The following is a 20,140-nucleotide window of genomic DNA, read 5'->3' as shown; positions in this document are numbered from 1 at the left end:
ACGGACCGCCCCAGCCCCCCGCCTAGGCTGGGGTCGTGCGCGAGACGACTGAGGACCGGCTGGACCAGTACACGACGCTGCGGCTGGGCGGGCCCGCCGAGCGGCTGATCGAGGTGGCCGACGCGGCGGAGGCGGTGGCGGCGGTGAAGACCCCGGGGCCGCTGTTCGTGCTGGCCGGCGGGAGCAACGTGGTGGTCTCCGACGCCGGGTTCGCCGGGACGGTGGTGCTGCTGCGGTCCCGTGGCCTGCGGTTCCACGGGGATCAGGTGCATGTCGAGGCGGGTCACCCGTGGGACGAGGTGGTCGCCGAGGCCATCGCCGAGGGGTACTCCGGGATCGAGGCGCTCTCGGGCATCCCCGGTTCGGCGGGCGCGACCCCGATCCAGAACGTGGGGGCGTACGGCCAGGAGATCGCCGAGCGCGTGGTCAGCGTCGAGCTGTACGACCGGCGGCGCGACGTCACCGAGACGTGGGGGCCGGGGGACTGCGGGTTCGCGTACCGCAGCAGTGTCTTCAAGAACAATGACCGGTTCGTCCTGCTGGGCGTGACGCTCCAGCTCGCCAGGGATCCACGATCAGCCCCCGTCCGGTACGCCGAGCTGGCCCGCGCCCTCGGCGTCGAGATCGGGGACCGGGTGCCCCTGGCGACGGCCCGCGAGACGGTGCTCCGGCTGCGCGCCGGCAAGGGGATGCTGCTCGACGGGGCCGACCCGGACACGTACAGCGTGGGGTCGTTCTTCACGAATCCGCTGGTCACGCCCGAGGTCGCGGCGGGGCTGCCGGAGGACGCGCCGCGCTGGCCGCACGGTGACCTGGTGAAGGTGCCGGCGGCGTGGCTGATCGAGCGGTCGGGCTTCCCGAAGGGCTACGCCCGGGGCAATGTCGCCATCTCCTCCAAGCACACCCTGGCGCTCACGAACCGGGGCGGGGGCACGACGACGGAACTCCTGGCGCTCGCCGACGAGATCGCGGCGGGGGTGTCGGCCCGGTTCGGCGTGGCGCTGCACCCCGAACCGGTCCTGGTCTGACCCCGCCCCGGGCCCACGCGAGCCGCCCGGGCCCACGCCGCCCGGGTCCGCGCTGAGCCCTCGGGCCAGCAACGCCCGGGCCCACGCCGAGCCCCCGGGCCAGCGACGCCCGGGCCCGAGCCGCCCGGAAACCCCCGGTCAGATCCGCCACCCCCGCCTGGCCCGGGTATGGAACATCCCCGGAAACGTCGGACACTCGAACACCTCGACCCGACTGAGCTGCTGCGTGGAGAACGCCTCCACCTCGGCCCGGGTGAACCGGCTCCGTTCCACCCGGCCGTCGAAGCAGCTCGGATGCTTGCACTGTGGCGGCACGGTCACCCGCACCGCGACAGCCACCAGTCACCCTCCCCGACGTGGTGTATCAGGTACTCGTGCGACGGCAGCAGAACGACCTCACCCCGATCCGTCGGTACGGAGACCAGGGGCATCCCCGCGCGGGTCAGCCGGTAGCTGTGCCCCGCCGCGAACCACGATCCCCCGGTGACCTGCCAGTGGAAGCCCACGAACCGGAGCCGGTAGGTGTCGCCGGGCACCAGCCAGTACGTGTGGAATCCGTCGTTGTCGAGCCGCAGACTGACGACGGCGGCTCGGCCGGCCTGGACAGTGGTCTCCACTGTGGCAAGTCGGGTGATCGTGGGCATGGTGGACCTCCTCGTCGGTTAGTTCGTGTCGCAGGGTGGTTTTTGTTACACGCTCGGTGGAGGGATTCGGCGGGCACCGTACGCCCAGTCAGACTCGCACCGCCCCCGGAGCTAACGCAGCGTAATCGCCGGCCTCAGCGTGAGTGAGTGTCGCCGACCGGATCCGGCGCGCGGCCGGCACCCGGCCCGTTCCGGGACTACGGTCGAGGGCGGACCGCCGCACCGGGCGGCGCCCGCCATACGGAAGGGAACGGTCATGGTCGACATTGCCAGCGAGGTGGACGCGGTGCGCCGCATGGTCGGCGGGCGCGCCACGCTGACCGGCCAGGACCGCACCGTCCTGCTGCAACGCGCGTTCCCCGAGCCGGTCGCCGAGGTCTGGGCCGCCTGCACGGACCCGGACCGGCTCCGGGCCTGGTTCCTGCCGGTCACCGGTGACCTCCGGGTCGGGGGGAAGTACCAGCTGGAGGGCAACGCGGGTGGCGAGATCCGGCGCTGCGAGCCGCCGCACCTGCTGACCCTGAGCTGGGTGTTCGGCGAGAGCACCACCGAACTCGAACTCCGGCTGTCGGAGGATTCGGCGGGCGGCACGGTGCTCGACCTCGAACACGCCGTGGCGGTGGACGAGCACTGGGCGGAGTTCGGGCCGGGCGCGGTCGGCGTGGGCTGGGACCTGGCCGTCCTGGGCCTGGGCCGGCACCTGCGCGGCGAGCCGATCACGGACCCGGTGGCCTGGCAGTCGTCGCCGGAGGCCCGGGAGTTCGTGACCCGCGCGGGCATGTCCTGGGGGAACGCGCACGCGCTGTCGGGGGCCTCGGCGCTGGACGCGGCGGCGGCGGCGGCCCGCACGACGGCGGCCTACGCCCCGTGACGCGCGGCGGTGCCTAGGGTCGGACGATACTGATCCACATCGCTACGCCCGCCACCGCGAGCAGGGCGGTCAGGATCGACGCGCCGATCGTCCACCACCGGTGCGAACGCTCGCCGTCGCCGGCCATTCCGTGCACCCTGCCTCCCCGCGCCGATCCGCTGGTCGAACGCCGAGGCTACAACTCCCGGTCCATCCGGTCGGGCCCGGCTGCCCCGTTTTCGGGCGCCCACAACAAAAACAAGGAACAACAATCCACTTTGGATGGTACGAGTACCCGCAGCGGTCGCTCGGGGTCCCGTCAGGACCCTGGGCGCGCGGGCACCGGCCAGTCCACGGTCAGCTCGCCCAGCCGCCAGCGCCCCGGCCGGTCGCGCACCGGCCAGCCCGCGTCCCGGAGCACCGTCACCGCCCGCACCCACCGGTCCCGGGCGCCGAACGCCTTGTACGGCGCGGCGGCCAGCCACGCGTCGTCGAGCGCGGTCAGCAGTTCGTGGACCCGTTCCCCGGGTACGTTGCGGTGGATCAGGGCCTTGGGTAGCCGTTCGGCGATCACCGCCGGGCGTTCCAGGTCGGCGAGGGCCACGGAGAACGTCAGCGACACCGGCCCGGCCGGGGTGACGGCGAGCCACGCGCACACCCGGCCGAGCTCGTCGCACGTGCCCTCGACGAGTACCCCGCCGGGCGCGAGCGCGGAGGTCATCTGCCGCCACGCGTCGGCGACCGCCCCCTCGTCGTACTGGCGGAGGACGTTGCACGCCCGGACCAGGGTCGGCCGCAGCCCGGCGAGTTCGAAGCCGCCCCGCCGGAAGGAGAGCGAGCCGGTGCCGAAGGGCTGGGCCGCCAGTACCCGGAAAGGATCTATCTCCAGGCCCACGGTGCGCGACGGGCGCAGCCGCCGGTGCATCTCGACGGTCGTGACCGCCGACGCCCCGTAGCCGAGGTCGACGACGAGGCCGAGCAGCTCCGGGTACCGCCAGGCGATCCACCGGTCGAACCTGCGCAACCGGTTGGGGTTCGTGGTCCCCCGGGTGACCTCCCCGACGGGCTTCACCGGGGCCGGCCGGACGCCCGGGGTGCCTTCGGCCCGGCTCACAGCACCCGGTGCACCTTGTGGTTGGCCGCCTGGGCCAGCGGCCGGAGCACGATCCGGTCGATGTTCACGTAGTGCGGCCGGGTCACGGTCCACGCGACCGCGTCGGCCACGTCGTCGGCGACGAGCGGCTCGGCCACCCCGGCGTACACCTTGGCGGCCTTGTCCTGGTCCCCGAGCCGGTTGAGCGCGAACTCCTCGGTCCGCACCATGCCGGGGTCGATCTCGATCACCCGGACCGGCCGGCCGCACAGCTCCAGCCGCAGCGTCTCGGTGAGCGCGGTCTGGGCGTGCTTGGCGGCGACGTAGCCCCCGCCGCCCTCGTAGGCCGCCAGGGCCGCCGTGGACGAGATCATCACGATCGAGCCCCGGCCGGACGCCTCCAGGGCCGGCAGCAGCGCCTGGGTGACCCGGAGCGAGCCGAGGACGTTCACCTCGTACATCCAGGACCAGTCCTTGATCTTGCCTGCCTCGACGGTGTCGGCCCCGAACGCGCCACCGGCGTTGTTGACCAGCACCTCGACCTCGCCGACGGCGGACGCGAGGGCCGCGACCTCGGCGTCGGAGGTGATGTCGCACGGCACGGCGGTGCCGCCCAGCTCGTCGGCCAGGGCCTTGATCCGGTCGGCGCGGCGCGCGGCGAGGACGACGTGGAAGCCCTCGGCGGCGAGCCGGCGCGCGGTGGCGGCCCCGATCCCGCTCGAAGCACCGGTGACGACGGCTGTGGGTCTCATGCGTCCGATCTTAGGCAGGCGGGTGCCCCCTCAGAACGGGTGCTCCGGACCGCGACCGAGTTCAATGTCCGATTCCAGCTGTGAGTCACGCCACCCAGGGGGTATGGCGGGGAAGAGCCATGTTCGGAACGCAGTTATCACTCGCGTGCCATTCTCTTCTGAGCTGCCGCGCCGAATTGCCACGCTTTCGGTGCATACGTCACCCCTGCACCAGCCGGGTACGGGTGACGCCGGCGGCATGAACGTGTACATCGTCGAGGTGTCGCGCCGGCTCGCCCAGGCGGGCGTCGAGGTGGAGATCTTCACCCGCGCCACGTCCAGCGACCTGCCGCCGACCGTCGAGATGGCCCCGGGCGTGACCGTCCGGCACGTGCACGCCGGCCCGTTCCAGGGCCTCAGCAAGGAGGAGCTGCCGGCGCAGCTGTGCGCGTTCACCCAGGGCGTGCTCCGCGCCGAGGCGTCCCGCACCCCCGGCTGGTACGACCTGGTGCACTCGCACTACTGGCTGTCCGGGCAGGCCGGCTGGCTCGCCAAGGACCGCTGGGGCGTGCCGCTCGTGCACACCGCGCACACCCTGGCCAAGGTGAAGAACGCGCAGCTCGCGGAAGGTGACCAGCCCGAACCGAAGGCGCGCGTGATCGGCGAGGAGCAGGTGGTCGCCGAGTCCGACCTGCTGATCGCCAACACGCTGGCCGAGGCCCGGGACCTGATCAACCTGTACGACGCCGACTGCTCCCAGGTCGAGGTCGTCGAGCCCGGCGTGGACCTCGACCGGTTCAGCCCCGGCAGCCAGTCCTCGGCGCGCCGCCGGTTCGGCCTGCCCGACGACGCGTACGTGCTCGCCTTCGTCGGCCGGATCCAGCCGCTCAAGGCCCCCGACGTGCTCGTGCGGGCCGCCGCCGAGATCGTCGCCCGGGACCCGGAGCTGGCCCGCCGACTGGTGGTCCTGATCTGCGGCGGCAACAGCGGCAGCGGCCTGGACCTCGCCGCCCTGACCAGCTCCCTCGGGCTGGGCGACGTCGTGCGCTTCATCCCGCCGCAGGGCGGTTCGGCGCTCGCCGACCTGTACCGCGCGGCCGACCTCGTCGCCGTCCCCAGCTACAACGAGTCCTTCGGCCTGGTCGCCGTCGAGGCGCAGGCCTGCGGCACCCCGGTCGTCGCGGCGGCCGTCGGCGGGCTCACCACGGCCGTGCGGGACGAGGTCAGCGGCCTGCTGATCGACACCCACGACCCGCACGACTGGGCCACCGCGATCACCCGGCTGGCGCACGCCCCGGCGCGTCGGGCCGAGTTGTCCGCCGGAGCCGTCGCGCATGCGCAAGACTTCTCCTGGGCGCGGACCACCGACGGGCTGCTCGCCGGTTACCGGGCCGCGCTCGCCGTGCACCGTTCCCGTCTGCTGGAGGTCGCCGGGCTGTGAGTCTCACCGAGCTGATCGAGACGACGCTGCGCGCCCGGGAGCTGGAGTACGAGCGGACCGGGGACAGGTTCGTGGTCACCCTGCCCGGTACCCACAAGCTGAAGACCGTCTGCAACCTGACCGTCGGCGAACACGCGCTGAAGGTCGAGGCGTTCGTGATCCGCCAGCCCGACGAGAACCGCGAGGCCGTCTGGGCGTACCTGCTCCGGCGCAACGCCGCCATGTTCGGCGTCTCGTTTGCCATCGACGCGGTCGGCGACGTGTACCTGACCGGCCGGGTGCCGCTGTCGGGCCTCACGGAGGACGACCTGGACCGGCTGCTGGGCTCCGTGCTCACCTACGCCGACGAGAGCTTCGACCCGCTGCTGGAGCTCGGCTTCAGCTCGGCGATCCGGCGCGAGTGGGCCTGGCGGGTCTCCCGGGGGGAGTCGCTGGCGAACCTGGCGGCGTTCCAGCACCTGGTGGGCGACACGGACGAGTCCAATAGCAGACAGTAGCCGTGTGAGGGATCGTACAGTTGGCAACGCTTGCGTATCAATTTGTTGATCACCTATGGTTACCCCTAGTTACGGGGGCAAGGTGTCGCGCGACACCAGGACAGTGGTCGGGGGGCTACAGGTCCGGTGTCGCGTGGCTGCTGTCGCTGAGCGCTGCCGGGGGGTGGCGGCCGCCGCGACGAAGGTTGGCGGGCGTGGGATCCGAGTCGGGGGGCTCCTTTCCTACGCCCGCTTCTCCGTTTCCCGTGCGCCGTGGCAGGCCTTGAGTCCCCGTGCGCCGTGGCAGGCCTTGAGCCTCCGGCCGGGCCGGACCCCGCGAGCCGCATCCGCCCGAGGCCGCATCCCGCTCCTGCCGCACCCGCCCCTCAGGCGTCGACGAGTTCCCGCTGCTCCGCCACCCGGCGCTCCCGGGCCGGCCCCGTGACCAGGTGCCCCGCCGCCGTCGCGAGCCCCAGTCCCAGGCAGATCACCCAGTGCCAGTCGCCGAGCGTCTGCAGACTCAGGCCACCCAGCGCGGGCGCGGCGAACGCCGACGCGGCGAAGGACAGATTGAACACTCCCTGGTACTGGCCCCGCAGCCGCTCCGGGGACAACTCCGCGATGATCGCCGCGTTGGGCGGGGCGGCGAGCATCTGGCCGACGGTCCAGATCACGACCGTGATGGCGTACCCGGCGAGGGAGCCGACCAGCGCCGTCGCCCCGTAGCCGACCGCCACCAGGAGCAGGGCGAGGGCGAGCACCCGGGCCTTGCGCGCCCGGCCGATCAGCTTGGGCACGAACAGCTGCCCGGCGACGACCATGCCCGCGCTGAGCGCCATGACCAGGCCGTACTGGCCCGTGCTCAGGCCGTCGCCCTTCATCGCGAGCGGCAGCATCGTCGTACTCTGCGCGAAGATCATCGCCATCAGGAACGTCAGCCCGACGAACACGAGATACGGCCGGTCGGTCAGCGCGCGCCCGAGGCCCTTCCCGCCGGTCACGTGCGGATGCCGGACCAGCGTCTCGGGCACCTTGAACAGGATGATCAGCACCGCGATCAGCGTGGCCGCCGCGTCCAGCCCGAACAGGAGCAGGTAGGAGACGTCGGCGAGCACCCCGACCAGCAGGGCGGCGACGGCGGCCCCGCCGAAGAAGGCCCAGTACAGCAGGTTGAACGCCTGGAGCCGCCTCGGCTCGGGGACCACGTCGGTGATCGCCGCGACGGCCGCCGGTCCGCCCAGCTGGGTGGTGATCCCGAGCAGGGTGGCGGTGACGGCGATCGCGACCGGGGTACTCGACAGCCCGACGGCCATCATGAGCACCGCCGACGTGGAGTACGCCAGCAGCATGGTCTTCCGGCGCCCCCACCGGTCGGCGAGCACCCCGCCCGCGAGGACGCCGAGCGCGCCACCCGCGCCGTGCAGGCCGATCACGAGCCCCGTCGCGGCGGTACTCATGCCGCGGATGTCCTTGAGGTAGATCGCCAGGAAGATGATGGCGAAGCCGCCGAGCCGGTTGATCAGGAGCCCGGTCCAGATCGCCCAGTAGGTGCCTGACAGCCCGCGCACGGCGCTCCTCAGGAAAGAATGTGATCGGTAAGCGATTACCAACGCTACGAGCTGGGGCTCCCGGCCAACAGTGGTCGTCCCGACACCTGGACGTGTCCCTCGTCACTCGTCACGCGCGGTGACCCCGACGGCCCTGCCCCGGTCGGCGCGCGGACCACAGCGTGACCGGGCCGCCGCCCGACGATGGGCCCCACCTCGCGACGGGCCGCGCCTGCGCCGGCCCCGCCACCGGGCTGCTCTGCGAAGTCGAGGCGGGGCCCCGTGACCGGGCTGCGCCCCAGGCCCAGGGCCGGCTGTTCCGCGACGCCTACGCCAAGCCCCCGTGACCGGGCCGCTCCGTGACGTCTGGGCCGAGTCCCGTGACGGGCTGCGCCGCTCGGGCCGGGTCCCGTGACCGGGATCTTTCGTAGCACCTGGCCGGCCCCGTGACCTGGCCCCATGCAAGGTCTGAGCCGGACCCCGGTGACCGGGCCGCTCCGTGACGTCTAGGCCCGGCCCCGTGACCGGGCCTCGACGTCGTCCCGGAGCGGCCCCGGGTCCCACGGGGACTACGCCGCGACCAGTTCCCGGTCTCGGCTCGTCGCGCGCATGATCGCCACCCGCCGCGCCCGCGCCGGCCCCACCACCAGGTTCGCGACGGCGACCACCACGCCCAGCCCTGCCACCACCAGCCACAACGTCGTCGTCCCGAGGTGCTGGGCCACGAGCCCGCCGCCGACCGGGCCGAGGAACGTCGCGCCGGTGAAGCCGAAGGAGGCCACGCCCTGGTACCGGCCCCGGGCGTCCGGCGGGGACAGGTCCGCGACCAGCGCCGAGGTGGCCGGCACCATCAGCATCTCGCCGAACGTCCACACCCCGACGGTGACCATGTACATCCACAGGCTGTCGGCGAACACGACCAGCCCGAACCCGACGCCGATCGTCAGGGCGGACACCGCGAGCATCCGGTCCCGCCGGAACCGGGCGATGAGCTTCGGCATGAACAGCTGGCCGACCACGATCATCAGGCCGTTGACGACGATGATCTGGCCGTAGGAGGTCGCGCCCAGCCCGTCCTCCGTCAACGAGGCGGGCAGCATCTCGCACGCCTCGATCATGGTCCAGGTCAGCAGGTTGATCAGGACGAACACCACGAAGGTCCGGTCCCGGAACACCGCGCCGAGCCCGATGGCCGCCGGGCGTTCGGTGACCGGCGCGACCGGCCGGGTCTCGGGCACCTTGACCGCGATCAGCAACCCGACGAGGAGCAGCACGGTGGCGTTCGTGGTGAACAGCAGGATCGGCCTCGTGTGCGCGAGCAGGCCGGCGAGCAGCATCGCGGCGGAGAACCCGATGTTGATCGCCCAGTAGTTGAGGGTCAGCGCGCGGGCCCGGTCCTTGTCGCCGACCACGTCCACGATCGTCGCCCCGTACGCGGGCCGGGCGATGCCCAGCAGGGTGCCCAGGAGCAGGGACAGCGCTGGGATGACCCACTGGTTGTGGGTGAGGCCGAGGCTGACCATGGTGATCGCGGCGGGCACGGTCGCGCCGAGCATGGCGGGCCGGCGGCCCCACTTGTCGGCGACGATCCCGCCGATCAGGGTGCCGAGCGCGTTGCCGGCGCCGCCGAGGCCGATGACCAGGCCGGCGTAGGACACGTCGTAGTGCCGGACGGAGATCAGGTCAAGTATCGACTTAGGTGTCTAGTAAGTCAACTGAACGTTTCCCCAGGTCATGGCCTTGATCGTTCGCTAGCGCGGGTACAGTTGATCTCTATTGCTGTCCCGACGGTGGTGATCAACATGCAGGGAGACCCCGAACCATCCGAACCGGATCCGCCCGACGCGCCACTATGGCCCATGGCCGCGCCCGCGCCGGAGGTTACGCCTGCGCCTGCTGCGCCCGCTGAGAGCGCCGCAGAGCCACCAGCAAGCACGCCCCCTACTCCGATACAGGGTGTAGACCCGGAGGGGAAGCCAGCGCCACCGCGTACCTGGTCGCGCCCTGCCGTTGCGGCGCTCGGAGTGTTCGCGCTGGTCGGAACGGTGTCCTGTTGTCTGGGTGGCGTCTCCGCATGGATGGATAGTCAGGGTGCGAACATGGGCGCGGCATCGCTAGCGGTGGTCGCGTTTTTCGTGTTTCTCGGGCACGGACTTTCTGGCGTGTGGGCACGCTACTACCATCCGCCGGTTGCCCGTATTGCGCTGTCGCAAGTACCGTTCTTGGCCGCGTACGCGCTGGTTCCGGTGTGGTATTGGGACCGTGATTTTCATATTTTCTATATCGGGTGGCTCTATGCGCTGTTGTTGACACTGACCGTCGCCACACTTTGGGTTTGGTCGGCAGGGTTCGCAAAGCGCAAAGTCTATGTCTATGGGCTGGTCGTCGGATTAGTAGTCGTACTCAACGCCAGTGGATTTCTCGCTCTCCGCTGGTCGCAGACGAATGCGTTCGGCTTGCGGGGTGAGCGGTCGCCGTGGGCTGCATTCTATGGACTGGCAGCCACATCATGTGTGACCGAAAGTGCTTTCTACATACGTGCGGGCAAGGTTATCAAGGCTGGATGCCCAGAGGGTTCAGCCGCAGATTTCTACGCAGGCCAATACGACAAGGCGGGCTTTGAAGCGCTCCTGTGTTCGGATCAACCGCGATCCGCATTTTCGGTCTGGATAGACCGAGAGCGAGAGTACCGAATGTATGTCGCCCTATCGTTTTATGGAGATTGGAACGTGACGGTTGACGGCAAGCGCATCGGCACGCCATATCCGGAGTCGATTGATGGCAAAACAGCGACGGCAATACTGCCGGTGGAAATGACAGGTAGCTTCAGTGATGAAAGCCCAAAGAAGTTCAGGGTTGACCGCTCTTCCGAAACTTGGACCGTCAAATTTGAATCGACGGCACTCGGCGGGTGGAAAGTGTGCCGCATCGACATAAGCAACCCGATAGAGGTTCACCCAATCTGAGCCCTGCTCGCAATTGATGGGGTGTCCGGAAAACAGGTGAGGACCCCCGCCGCCGTCAACGAACCGGCAAGGGTCCTCACTTCCGCCATCGGGGCGGACAAGGAAGGCTGGGTATCAGGCCACCTCCCTCAGCGCCATGGTAGCGCTAGCCGACGTCCCGAGGAAGCATGGGATCGGCACGTTCCACCATCTGTAGATATTCTGCGATGCCCCGCCGCAATGAATCCTTGGGGTCACCGGAGGACAGCGCGTCCGCGATGATTCTGGTCAGGTGGCCAACCTTGGCTGATTGGACAACTGCCGAGTTGCTTGCCTCGCTGTCAACAGGGGGAGCCCCAGCCACGTTGATAGCGTCGATGAGTTCCGCGTCAGTGGTCACGAAGTTCCGCTCCATAGTGAAAGTCGTACCGATCGGCAAGGTACACGATGTCGGCAGCCTGAACCACCGTTTGTCCGCAGAGGAACGACTGACGGACCTCAGCGAGAATGGTAGCGGCATCCACATCGAAGACTGCACACTCTTCAGTCGTGGGGTGTCGGCCGATGTGCTGATGTTCGACCGACGTCGGCTTGAGTCCGATCACGGTGAAGCGGGGCACGATTCCACGGTCCGAGTAGGGACCGGCGTGGGGGTCTTCGATCTCCGTTCCCCCAGTCAGGGAAATTGGCTCCCACGCCCTAGAGCGCGTGGTGACCTGCCCGCCGAGTTTGACGGTGTACCGACGTTCGAAAACCTCCGCGCCCGGTTCGATTCCCAGACGTTCCGCGATGTACTCATCGGCAGTGATCCGCGTCGACGTGTGGCGCGTTTCCAGATCCTCGCCGGTCCGTTCGGATTCCTCGGTGTACGTGATCCGGTGGTTTTCCGTCTGGTATCGATCGGGCGACACCCACAAGACTTTGTCTCGCGTAGCGGCTGTCATTCCTTTGCCTTTCTTGACTAGGGCCAAGAATAGACCCCCGGTATTTAATGCTTCGTCAAGGTTCTCTGCCATTCGAAGAGAAACCTTGCGCTCGCCGCGTTCTATCGCGCCGATCAGTTGCCAAACTGAAAACGCGGAAGCGGCCAAAGCTCGTTGCGAGAGTCCCGCTTCCCGACGAAGCCTTTTAAGTGTCCGCCCAATCTCGTCCACGGGAAAGCCCCCTCCGGAATTTGTAGTCAAGAAGTAGTCATCATGACCCTTGTGGGGCAGCCGTGTCCAGTGTCCGCGCGAGGGTTGGGTTTTGTGGTCAAAACGTAGTCACGGCACAAGCCTTTGACCTGCGTCTGTAGGGATCACCTGAACTGGATTATGTAGTCAAGAAGTAGTCGCGGTGAACCTTGTTGCCGGCCGATCTCCCATGTCTACTGGTTCCAGAGCGGTTCCCGTTGGTGGTAGTACCACCGCCCAAACAATCAACTGAAACTGCAACGGTCGATCGGTTAGGGTCCAGCAAGCCATCGGCGGGAACTGCTCATTCAAATGGAGGGAGGTGGTTCAGATGGCTTCCGTTTACTTCGGTGGAGAGGGTGAGTCGGACGGCGGCGAAGACGTCTGTTGCCCCAGCTAACTCCGTTGGGTGGGCCGTTAGCCCTCAACCTCCGGTCCACCCACTCGCTTAGGAAGGGCAGGTCATGACGGAATGGGTAGTGATCCTGTCGGAGGTGCGGAACGGATACGGAGTATGGGGCCGGACCCTTTCGGCAAAGCGTTACCCCGACGAACGAGCGGCATACGCCAAGTTTGAGGTGTACCGCCGGCAGCCTGAGGTGATACGCGGCGAACGCAGGGCAAGGGTGGTGAGGGTTGGATGACCAACGATTGGAATTCCCTTTCCCCTACGATCCGCGCCGATTGGGATGCCTTTGTTCGTGACACGCTCTCGCCTGAGAGCCTGATCACGTATCACCGGAGAATTCCGGGGGAGCGTGGACTGTGCTTCGGGTGTTTGGAGTGCGGCAAGTCGGCTCGATGGCCCTGCGATACAAGACGACGGGCTGACGTTCAATACTTCAAGGATCATCCGGGATCTGGATTTCCCTAGGCCCGGAATCGACCGACACTCACATGGGTCGGTTCCGATGAGTGCCGGAGCGGACGGGTTGTGCCCTCAAACATTACCCATTCGACCGGCACGCGTTCGAAGTGGGCGCGGGCGTTAACCCGCTTCGGGCAGGGTGCTCGTGACGTGGCTGGGACGCGACTGTCACGAGCGCGGGAAGTGCCCCGTTCGGGGGTTGGAAAGCCGGACCGGCGGGGCACTTCCCACACACCGCTACTGGGAGTTTTAAAACTCTGACTTGCTAGACAGTTGGGCGCGGCGCTCTCACACTTGTGAGTTCATCATCCCAGCGTTAGACCTTTGCCACCGTGCACCGGAACTCATGAGGGCCAGAATTCGATTCACTGCGGGTGGTCGACAAAGGCGGCCGGAGTTCGGCGGTTGATGGTGGGCTGAGCAGCCCTTTTTCCCTGGAAGGTTCGGGGCTGCTCAGCGGAGGGCCGTAACCCTCGGTACCCATGGTACCGGGGGATACGTGCCGTGCACGTCCTTTAATGAGTCCACGCGTGGCGGGGACCAAGGTATCTAGGGAGGTAAATCTATCGACGCTTGCCTAAGGAGGTGATCTACATGGTTTCTCGTCACATGGGTGACGCCGTTTCCGGGCGTGACTGCGTCTGCGGCGCGTCGGCTGAGGCTGGCCGTTCGGTGTGCTGCAAGTGCCGCGCACGTTCCCGCTGGGCGCGTCGCAACGGTGGCCGTAGTGGTCGGTCCACCCTGCTCTAGCAACTCCCGCCACGGGCGGACGCACATCGAAAGGAGGTGAAAAAAGATGGCTATCACTTTGTCCTTGGCGCTCATTCTCGGCGTCATGACGTGGGTCCTGTGCAAGTGGGGCGGGATGAAGGTCTGGCACGCGATCGTGTGCGTGATGTTCGGCTTCACCCTCGCGTCAACCGGGGTTGCGCCCTACATCGGCGACGCCATGACCGCCATTCTCGGCCCGGCTACCGGTTGAACCGACAACCAATCAGCAAGCCTGTTCAACCCACATGAAAGGTACCGCCATGAATGTTTCGACCACTCACGGACTCCGGAAGGAGAACGCCAACCACAGGAGGTGATGAACTCTGTCGAGCAAAGAAAACCCCAACACTGAGAAGGAGTTACGCGCGAAGGTCGACCACCTGACGGAAACGGTCGGCAACCTGGAAACTGAACTGGACACGCTCTACGCCGAGTTTTCTCGGCTGAGCACTGACACCCTCAGATGGCAGCGCCGTTACGGCAATCTTGTTGCTGCCTGCCGTGCCGCTCTGACGGCACGCTTCGAAGACGAGCCCGACGCATGGGCTTACCTGACTGACGAATTGCCTCTCCCGCCTCTCGGACACCCCCTGTACGGGGGTGGTGGGTGAAGCGCCGCAACCGGCAGCGTGGTCGGTGGGGCCGGCACGATCCTCAGCCCTTGTTGCTCGTCACTGATGACGGCGGCTCGTTCGGAGAATTCCTGTCGTTCGTGGGGCGCCTCGGGTTCCGGTACCGGTCGGAACTCGCCCCGATCATGGTCACCCTGTTCGCGTTCGTCGTGGGCGCGTGGCTTCATGCCGCGCACCGGACGGCGTGGCCGTGGATCGCGGCCCTCAGCGTCGTTCTGGGGGGCGTCTGCGGACTGCTCCCCAGATGGTGGGCACCGTTGCGGCGGTTGGCGTGGCTGGACCGTCCAGCCGAACGCGCCTACGCCGCGATCGGGGCCAGCTCCGGAGTCGGTTGGATCGCGGCGGCAACCGCCATCGGCCCGGCTACCTACCCGTTGCCGTTGCTCGCCCTGGTCGCCCTGGTCCTGCTTGGCGTTCCCTGGTGGGCACACCACCGACGCCGTTCCAAGGTGCGCGTAGAGCGCACCTTGGAAGGCTGGCCACAGATAGCCGACGCGGTAGGACTCGCAGGTTCCTACGTGCAATCCGCCGTTGTCGACCGGTGGGGATTCACGATGAAACTCGGTCTACGGAAAGGGCAGACCGCACGAAACGTCATTGAAGCCATCCCGGCTATCGAATCCGGATTGGCGGCACGCCCCGGAGCGGTCCGCGTCGAAATTGACGAGAAACGCGCCGACAGGGTTTCCCTACGCGTGGTCGACGTCGACCCCCACGCACAACCCATTCCCTACGAACACGTACCGGCTGGTTCAGCGTCGATCACCCGCCCGGTACGCATCGGAGTGACAGAGAACGGCGACCCGGTAGACGTTCTCTTTCTCCGACGTAACGCGCTCATTGGCGGCATGGTCGGATCGGGAAAGTCCGGCGTACTCAACGTCGTACTAGCCTGGCTCGCCGCTTCCCGAGATGTCGTCATCTGGGGAATCGACCTGAAAAACGGCATGGAACTAGGCCCGTGGCTACGATGCCTGGACCGGCTAGCTACCACTCCCGAACAAGCCGTAGCCCTACTCCGTGACGCCATTGGAGAACTCGACAACCGGGCTGGATCAATGGCAACCGCGGGCGAGCGGTTGTGGCACCCGACTAAGACTCGTCCGGCACTGGTCATCGTGATTGACGAGTTCGCGGAATTGCCAGATGAAGCCGCGCCGTTGGCGGATTCACTGGCGCGGCGCGGACGGGCGGTAGCGGTGAACATGATTGCCGCAACGCAGCGCCCTACGCAGAAGGCCATGGGACAGGGTGCCATCCGCTCTCAGATGGATATCCGGATCGCGCTCCGCGTCCGGGAAAAGCGTGACGGTGACCTGATCCTCAGTGAGGGAATGGTCAAGGCGGGATGGCACCCGCACACGCTCGACGGTGCCGGAAAGTTCCTGGTATCCAGCCCGGAACACAACACGCCGAAACGCGCACGCGCCGCAATATTCACTGACAACGACGTGGCGACATCCGTGCGGAACAACGCCAACGAGCGACCCACGATCATTGTCGATACGGACAACGGGAAGGAGGAATACCCGCGATTCATTCCCAGTCAGCGACCCTCGCCGGAGAATGTGCGCGACCCGGAAACGGTCCTGTGGGCAATGCTCGCTGCCGCGCCACCAATCGGCGTATCGGTGGGGGACCTGATGGAAATTACCAACAAGGGCCGGACGTGGGTCTATGACCGACTCAACGAGCACGTCAAGGCTGGAAAGGCGGAACGCACGGCCCGGGGATTCTGGCGGGCCGTAGACAGCACCGGTAGCGACGACACAGGGTGATCGTCCGCGTCCGTCCGTCCGTGCTCGCCTGCGCGCGTAGGGCGCGACACGGACGGGCGGACAACGCGCGGACGATCACACAAAGTGACCTTGTGGGCGTAGGTCGGAGGGAGGTGGTTCTCACGTCATTGAGGAAATCAAAAGCCGATGAGAGGAGAAAAAATAGCAAGACGAACCTGACTGAAATCCCAACCATTGAAGAGTGGGTAGAACGGCAAATCGCAATGGCACCCGAGCGGTCGCGTGATTGGGCGATTCGAGTAGCTAGGATCTACGGTTTGGAAATTGACAGATAGGAGGGGTGGGCTCGACATTCGAGCCCACCCCTCCTATCTGTCTGTCAGTTCTGCGGACCGTGCTCACTTCGCCAGATCGGTTCAATGAGATTCGGGTTAAAGGTCCGGGCTCCTCTGCCTGCGGGGTGAACGACCACGCTAATAAGACTTTCGGCAATCGCGGACTGGCGCTGTTCCAGAGAGAAATCTGGATCGCTCCACTTCTGCTCCAGATCCTCCACAGACGCAATTGTCGTCTGGCGACGCGCGGAATACTTCTTCTTGTCCGCCAGCAGGATTCTTTCTTCCGACTCCAGACCTTCAATAAGCGGATAGAATCGGGCACCCGAAATCCGTTTCGCTTTGAAGTTCTCCAGAGCTTCCGCTATTTGGGTCTGGACTTCAACTAGCTCGCTCTGTCGCGCCCATTCCGGAAGGTCCTCCGTTTTGCGGAACTTCAGTTGTTTGTGATCTGCAATCACCAAAGCTGTAATGAGCTTGTCGACGTCTTCAAGTTTGCGGGAAACTCCCGCACATCCGCCGTCAGAAGCGCTAGGGCATCGGTACACCGATTGCCGCTCGCCGTTTCGTTGTGGGCGCGTCCCTGCTCGCATACGGCAGTTGCACCGCCCGCAACGGAGGAACGGTGACAGTAGGTGCTTGGTCGCGTTCCCGCGCCCGTCCCGGATAGGGGAGGGCTTCCGAAACGGGCCGAGTATCTCGACTAGGGCCTGATGCTGTTCGACCGTAAGAATGGGCTCCCACTCCCCGTATACCGGATTGTCGGCGGTGTCGCGAAGCGGCTCGCTCTTGTAGGTCTGGAGGCCACACAAACGAGGGTTAACGAGAATCTGACTCAGCACGGATGCAACCCACTTTTTGCCCGTGACAGTTGGAATGCCTCGCTTCTGCCAGTCCATGACAATCGTTCGGACTTTGGTTTTGGCGAACACTCGGTTCACAGCTTCAAGGATAAGCGCCGATTCTGTCTCGTCTAGGTGAATGCGGTCCGCCTGCCAACCAAAGGGGCGCGACCCACTACCTGAGTTTTTGCCTTTCAGCGCGGAACGCCTTTTACCCGTGGAGACCCGTCGTGAAATGTTACGGGATTCCTGATTTCGTTGATTGACTTCCGTACGGGCTGAGCTAATCCCCGCGTCAGTTGTCAAATCGAGAACGCCAGTCATGCCGACGACAAACACGCCGTACCGCTCGACCAGATCGATTAGATCCTCTAGGTCCCGAGGGTCACGCATTCCACGGTCAATGTTGATAAGAGCAAGTGCATTGTATGTTCCGCGCCGGAACGCGGTAAGCATCTCATCCCAGTCGGGGCGGTAGACGCGATAGCCGTCCGTTCCGTCTGGCAGGCGAACCCGAATCTTCTTGAATGCCGACGTGTCGTTCTCGGCAAACTCTTTCGCAATTCGACCGCCGATGCCAAGCGCAAAAGCACGGAGATCCGTAAGTTGGTATGTGACCTGTACGGCGTCGCCGTCCGGATCATCCGATTCCCGCCCGTAGAGTGCCCATACCAATTGGGAGGGGTCTACATTTAGTTCAGTGCGACCACCTGACCTGTTTGGCGTCCAGCCTGCCATGACTCCACCTTATCCCTAAGACAACGGTAACTAGGTAGACGCCGAGGTAGATGTTGGCGACGTTGCCGGCCCGGTTGATCAGGGTCGCGGTCCACAGGTACCAGAAGGTGCGGGGTAGGCCCTTCCACACGCTCACGGACGCACCGCGCCGGACCGGCCCGCCCCGGGCCCGCTCACGCCGCCACCTTGGCCGCGACGCCCCCGTTCTCCAACGCGTACAACTCCGCGACCCGCCGGTTCCGCGACTTCGCGAGCAGCACATTGGCGACGGCCCCGACCACCCCGACCACGAGGCAGCCCCACCACAGCCACGCGCCCCCGAGGTGCTGGATCACGAACCCGCCGATCAGCGGGGCCGCGAACGCCGCCGCCGAGAAGGACAGCGAGAACCCGCCCTGGTACCGCCCCCGCGCGGCGGCGGGGGACAGCCGGGCGATCAGCTCGGAGTTCGACGGGGACTGGATCATCTCGCCGAGGGTCCAGATGACGACGGTGAGCGCGTACAGCCCGAGGCCGCCGTGCGCGAACGCGGTCAGGCCGAATCCGACGCCCATCACGAGCGAGCCGAGCCCGAGCACCCAGGACGGGTCGCGGCCCCGGACCAGGAGCGGGATGAACAGCTGGCCGGCGACGATCAGGATGCCGTTGAGGGCGATGACCAGGCCGAAGTCGATGCTGGTCAGGCCCTCGCCCTGCATGATCAGCGGCAGCGAGGACAGGTGCTGCATGAACACCATCGAGGTGAGGAACGTCAGCGCCATCATGCCGAGGAACGCCCGGTCCCGGAACGGGTTGACCCCGGCGGGGGCCGCGTCCACCGCGGGGACGGCCGGCAGGTCGGGCCGGGTCTCGGGCACCCGGAAGAAGACGACGAACGCGGTGGCCAGGTTGGTGGCGGCGTTCACCGCGAAGATCATGACCGGGTTGAAGTCGGCCAGCAGGCCGCCGAGCAGGGCGGAGATCGAGAAGCCGGCGTTGAGGACCCAGTAGTTGAGGCTGAAGGCGCGCACCCGGTCCTTGTCGGGCACGATGTCGACCATCATGGCGGAGAACGCCGGACGGGACATGTTCTGCGCGACGCCCATCAGGGTGCCGACGACCAGGATCGACCAGCGGTCGTCGACGAAGCCGAGCGCCAGGATCAGGGCCGAGGTGGCCACGTTGGCCGTCAGGAGGGTGCTGCGGCGGCCCCAGCGGTCGGCGAGCTGGCCGCCGATCAGCACGCCGGCCGCGCCGCCCGCGCCGATCAGGCCGATCACGAGGCCGATGAACTGCGCGTCGAGCTTGAGGGTGTCGTGCAGGTAGAAAGTGAGCAGGAAGCCGACGAAGGCGCCCGCCCGGTTGATCAACGTTCCGGTCCACAGGTACCAGAATGTTCGGGGTAGACCGCCAGCCGTCTGCTGCCACCATCCGCGCACGGGCGACCTCCAGGGTAAGGATTCCAGGTCCGATGATTCCTTACCTCCCCGATCAAGGTCACCCAGTTTTGGACGTGTCCTCGGTCACGGGGCGTGACGTCCCTAGGATGGGCGTCATGACGATCGGAACCCTGGTTCTCCTGCGGCACGGCGAAAGCGTCTGGAACGCGAAGAATCTGTTCACCGGCTGGGTGGACGTGGACCTCACCGAGAAGGGCGAGGCCGAGGCCAAGCGGGCGGGCGAACTGCTCCGGTCGGCCGACGTGCTGCCCGATGTGTTGCACACCTCACTCCAGCGGCGGGCGATCCGCACCGCCGAGCTGGCCCTCGACGCGGCGGACCGGCACTGGATCCCGGTGCACCGCTCCTGGCGGCTCAACGAGCGGCACTACGGAGCGTTGCAGGGCAAGGACAAGAAGCAGACCCTCGCCGAGTACGGGGAGGAGCAGTTCATGCTCTGGCGGCGCTCGTACGACATCCCGCCGCCCCCCATCGACCCGAACGACGAGTACTCCCAGGCCGGCGACCCCCGGTACGCGGCCGTGCCCGCGCCCCTGGCCGAGTGCCTCGCCGACGTCGTCGACCGCGCCCTGCCGTACTGGTACGACGCGATCGTCCCGGACCTGCTCCTGGGCAAGACGGTGCTGGTCGCCGCGCACGGCAACTCGCTGCGCGCCCTGGTCAAGCACCTCGACAGCATCTCGACGAGCGACATCGCCGGGCTGAACATCCCGACCGGGTTCCCGCTGCGCTACGAGCTCGACGAGGAGCTGCGGCCGGTGAAGTCGGAGTACCTGGACCCGGAGGGTGCCGCGCAGGCCGCCCAGGCCGTGGCGAACCAGGGCCGCTAGGTCACGACGAAGCGCCCGC

General features: G+C 67.0%; 19 protein-coding genes. 8 read left to right on the top strand and 11 right to left on the bottom strand.

The genetic code is table 11. The annotated features are described in order from the left end of the window. Positions 1-35: 35 nt before the first annotated feature. Positions 36-1,028 (top strand): UDP-N-acetylmuramate dehydrogenase, encoded by a 993-nt coding sequence (locus AB0M43_RS32350; RefSeq protein WP_363729777.1) that lies wholly within the window; start codon positions 36-38, stop codon positions 1,026-1,028. 138 nt (positions 1,029-1,166) lie between these two features. Here AB0M43_RS32350 and AB0M43_RS32345 read toward each other — a convergent pair whose 3' ends face one another. Next, positions 1,167-1,367, bottom strand: coding sequence for a hypothetical protein (locus AB0M43_RS32345; protein WP_363729775.1), 201 nt, complete (start codon positions 1,365-1,367; stop codon positions 1,167-1,169). After that, complete coding sequence (locus AB0M43_RS32340; protein WP_363729773.1) at positions 1,346-1,672, bottom strand: hypothetical protein; 327 nt, start codon at positions 1,670-1,672, stop codon at positions 1,346-1,348. Before AB0M43_RS32340 ends, AB0M43_RS32345 begins: the two co-directional genes overlap by 22 nt. A gap of 256 nt (positions 1,673-1,928) precedes the next feature. Between AB0M43_RS32340 and AB0M43_RS32335 the strand changes: the two genes are divergently transcribed. Beyond that, on the top strand, positions 1,929-2,543 hold the full coding sequence (locus AB0M43_RS32335) for an SRPBCC family protein (RefSeq protein WP_363729771.1): 615 nt from the start codon (positions 1,929-1,931) through the stop codon (positions 2,541-2,543). Positions 2,544-2,556: 13 nt separating this feature from the next. On the opposite strand, the gene AB0M43_RS32330 is transcribed toward AB0M43_RS32335, so the two are convergent. The 3 genes from AB0M43_RS32330 to AB0M43_RS32320 form a co-directional block, all read right to left on the bottom strand. Continuing rightward, positions 2,557-2,679 carry a hypothetical protein gene (locus tag AB0M43_RS32330; RefSeq protein ID WP_363729769.1) on the bottom strand — a complete coding sequence of 41 codons (123 nt, stop codon included), beginning with the start codon at positions 2,677-2,679 and terminating at the stop codon, positions 2,557-2,559. A gap of 162 nt (positions 2,680-2,841) precedes the next feature. Beyond that, positions 2,842-3,636: a class I SAM-dependent methyltransferase gene (locus AB0M43_RS32325; RefSeq protein ID WP_363729768.1), complete on the bottom strand. Its 795-nt coding sequence runs from the start codon at positions 3,634-3,636 to the stop codon at positions 2,842-2,844. Continuing rightward, entirely contained in the window at positions 3,633-4,367 is a 735-nt protein-coding gene (locus AB0M43_RS32320; RefSeq protein ID WP_363729766.1) for an SDR family oxidoreductase, read from the bottom strand. The genes AB0M43_RS32325 and AB0M43_RS32320 overlap by 4 nt, the downstream gene beginning before the upstream one ends. 103 nt (positions 4,368-4,470) lie before the next feature. On the opposite strand from AB0M43_RS32320, the gene mshA reads away from it, so the two are divergent. Both mshA and AB0M43_RS32310 read left to right on the top strand, forming a co-directional pair. Then, a complete protein-coding gene (mshA, locus tag AB0M43_RS32315) occupies positions 4,471-5,787 on the top strand; it encodes a D-inositol-3-phosphate glycosyltransferase (RefSeq protein WP_363729763.1) in 1,317 nt (438 codons plus the stop codon). Beyond that, entirely contained in the window at positions 5,784-6,284 is a 501-nt protein-coding gene (locus AB0M43_RS32310) for a YbjN domain-containing protein (protein WP_363729761.1), read from the top strand. The genes mshA and AB0M43_RS32310 overlap by 4 nt, the downstream gene beginning before the upstream one ends. Before the next feature lie 365 nt (positions 6,285-6,649). Here AB0M43_RS32310 and AB0M43_RS32305 read toward each other — a convergent pair whose 3' ends face one another. Then, the gene (locus tag AB0M43_RS32305) at positions 6,650-7,831 is read right to left on the bottom strand and encodes an MFS transporter (protein ID WP_363729759.1); all 1,182 of its coding nucleotides are present in this window, start codon (positions 7,829-7,831) and stop codon (positions 6,650-6,652) included. A gap of 548 nt (positions 7,832-8,379) precedes the next feature. Further along, the gene (locus AB0M43_RS32300; RefSeq protein ID WP_363729757.1) at positions 8,380-9,468 is read right to left on the bottom strand and encodes an MFS transporter; all 1,089 of its coding nucleotides are present in this window, start codon (positions 9,466-9,468) and stop codon (positions 8,380-8,382) included. 441 nt (positions 9,469-9,909) lie between these two features. Here AB0M43_RS32300 and AB0M43_RS32295 point away from each other — a divergent pair, with 441 nt between their 5' ends. Continuing rightward, positions 9,910-10,776, top strand: a complete 867-nt coding sequence (locus tag AB0M43_RS32295) for a hypothetical protein (protein ID WP_363729754.1) — start codon at positions 9,910-9,912, stop codon at positions 10,774-10,776. 145 nt (positions 10,777-10,921) lie between these two features. Here the strand turns inward: AB0M43_RS32295 and AB0M43_RS32290 are convergent, their stop codons facing one another. Then, positions 10,922-11,155 (bottom strand): hypothetical protein, encoded by a 234-nt coding sequence (locus AB0M43_RS32290; RefSeq protein ID WP_363729752.1) that lies wholly within the window; start codon positions 11,153-11,155, stop codon positions 10,922-10,924. Continuing rightward, positions 11,145-11,909 carry a UTRA domain-containing protein gene (locus AB0M43_RS32285; RefSeq protein WP_363729750.1) on the bottom strand — a complete coding sequence of 255 codons (765 nt, stop codon included), beginning with the start codon at positions 11,907-11,909 and terminating at the stop codon, positions 11,145-11,147. The genes AB0M43_RS32290 and AB0M43_RS32285 overlap by 11 nt, the downstream gene beginning before the upstream one ends. Positions 11,910-13,609: 1,700 nt before the next feature. On the opposite strand from AB0M43_RS32285, the gene AB0M43_RS32280 reads away from it, so the two are divergent. Both AB0M43_RS32280 and AB0M43_RS32275 read left to right on the top strand, forming a co-directional pair. Continuing rightward, complete coding sequence (locus AB0M43_RS32280) at positions 13,610-13,777, top strand: hypothetical protein (RefSeq protein WP_363729747.1); 168 nt, start codon at positions 13,610-13,612, stop codon at positions 13,775-13,777. A gap of 396 nt (positions 13,778-14,173) precedes the next feature. Beyond that, complete coding sequence (locus AB0M43_RS32275; RefSeq protein WP_363729745.1) at positions 14,174-15,976, top strand: cell division protein FtsK; 1,803 nt, start codon at positions 14,174-14,176, stop codon at positions 15,974-15,976. 340 nt (positions 15,977-16,316) lie between these two features. Here AB0M43_RS32275 and AB0M43_RS32270 read toward each other — a convergent pair whose 3' ends face one another. Then, on the bottom strand, positions 16,317-17,852 hold the full coding sequence (locus tag AB0M43_RS32270; protein WP_363729743.1) for a recombinase family protein: 1,536 nt from the start codon (positions 17,850-17,852) through the stop codon (positions 16,317-16,319). A 173-nt stretch (positions 17,853-18,025) separates the two neighbouring features. After that, positions 18,026-19,270 carry an MFS transporter gene (locus tag AB0M43_RS32265; RefSeq protein WP_363729741.1) on the bottom strand — a complete coding sequence of 415 codons (1,245 nt, stop codon included), beginning with the start codon at positions 19,268-19,270 and terminating at the stop codon, positions 18,026-18,028. 116 nt (positions 19,271-19,386) lie between these two features. Here AB0M43_RS32265 and AB0M43_RS32260 point away from each other — a divergent pair, with 116 nt between their 5' ends. Continuing rightward, on the top strand, positions 19,387-20,121 hold the full coding sequence (locus AB0M43_RS32260) for a phosphoglyceromutase (RefSeq protein ID WP_363729740.1): 735 nt from the start codon (positions 19,387-19,389) through the stop codon (positions 20,119-20,121). Positions 20,122-20,140 lie beyond the last annotated feature (19 nt).

This window comes from Longispora sp. NPDC051575 (genome assembly GCF_040681875.1).
Taxonomy (GTDB): domain Bacteria; phylum Actinomycetota; class Actinomycetes; order Mycobacteriales; family Micromonosporaceae; genus Longispora.
Note: the sequence above shows the minus strand (reverse complement) of the source record. Positions and strands in the feature narration are given on the sequence as shown.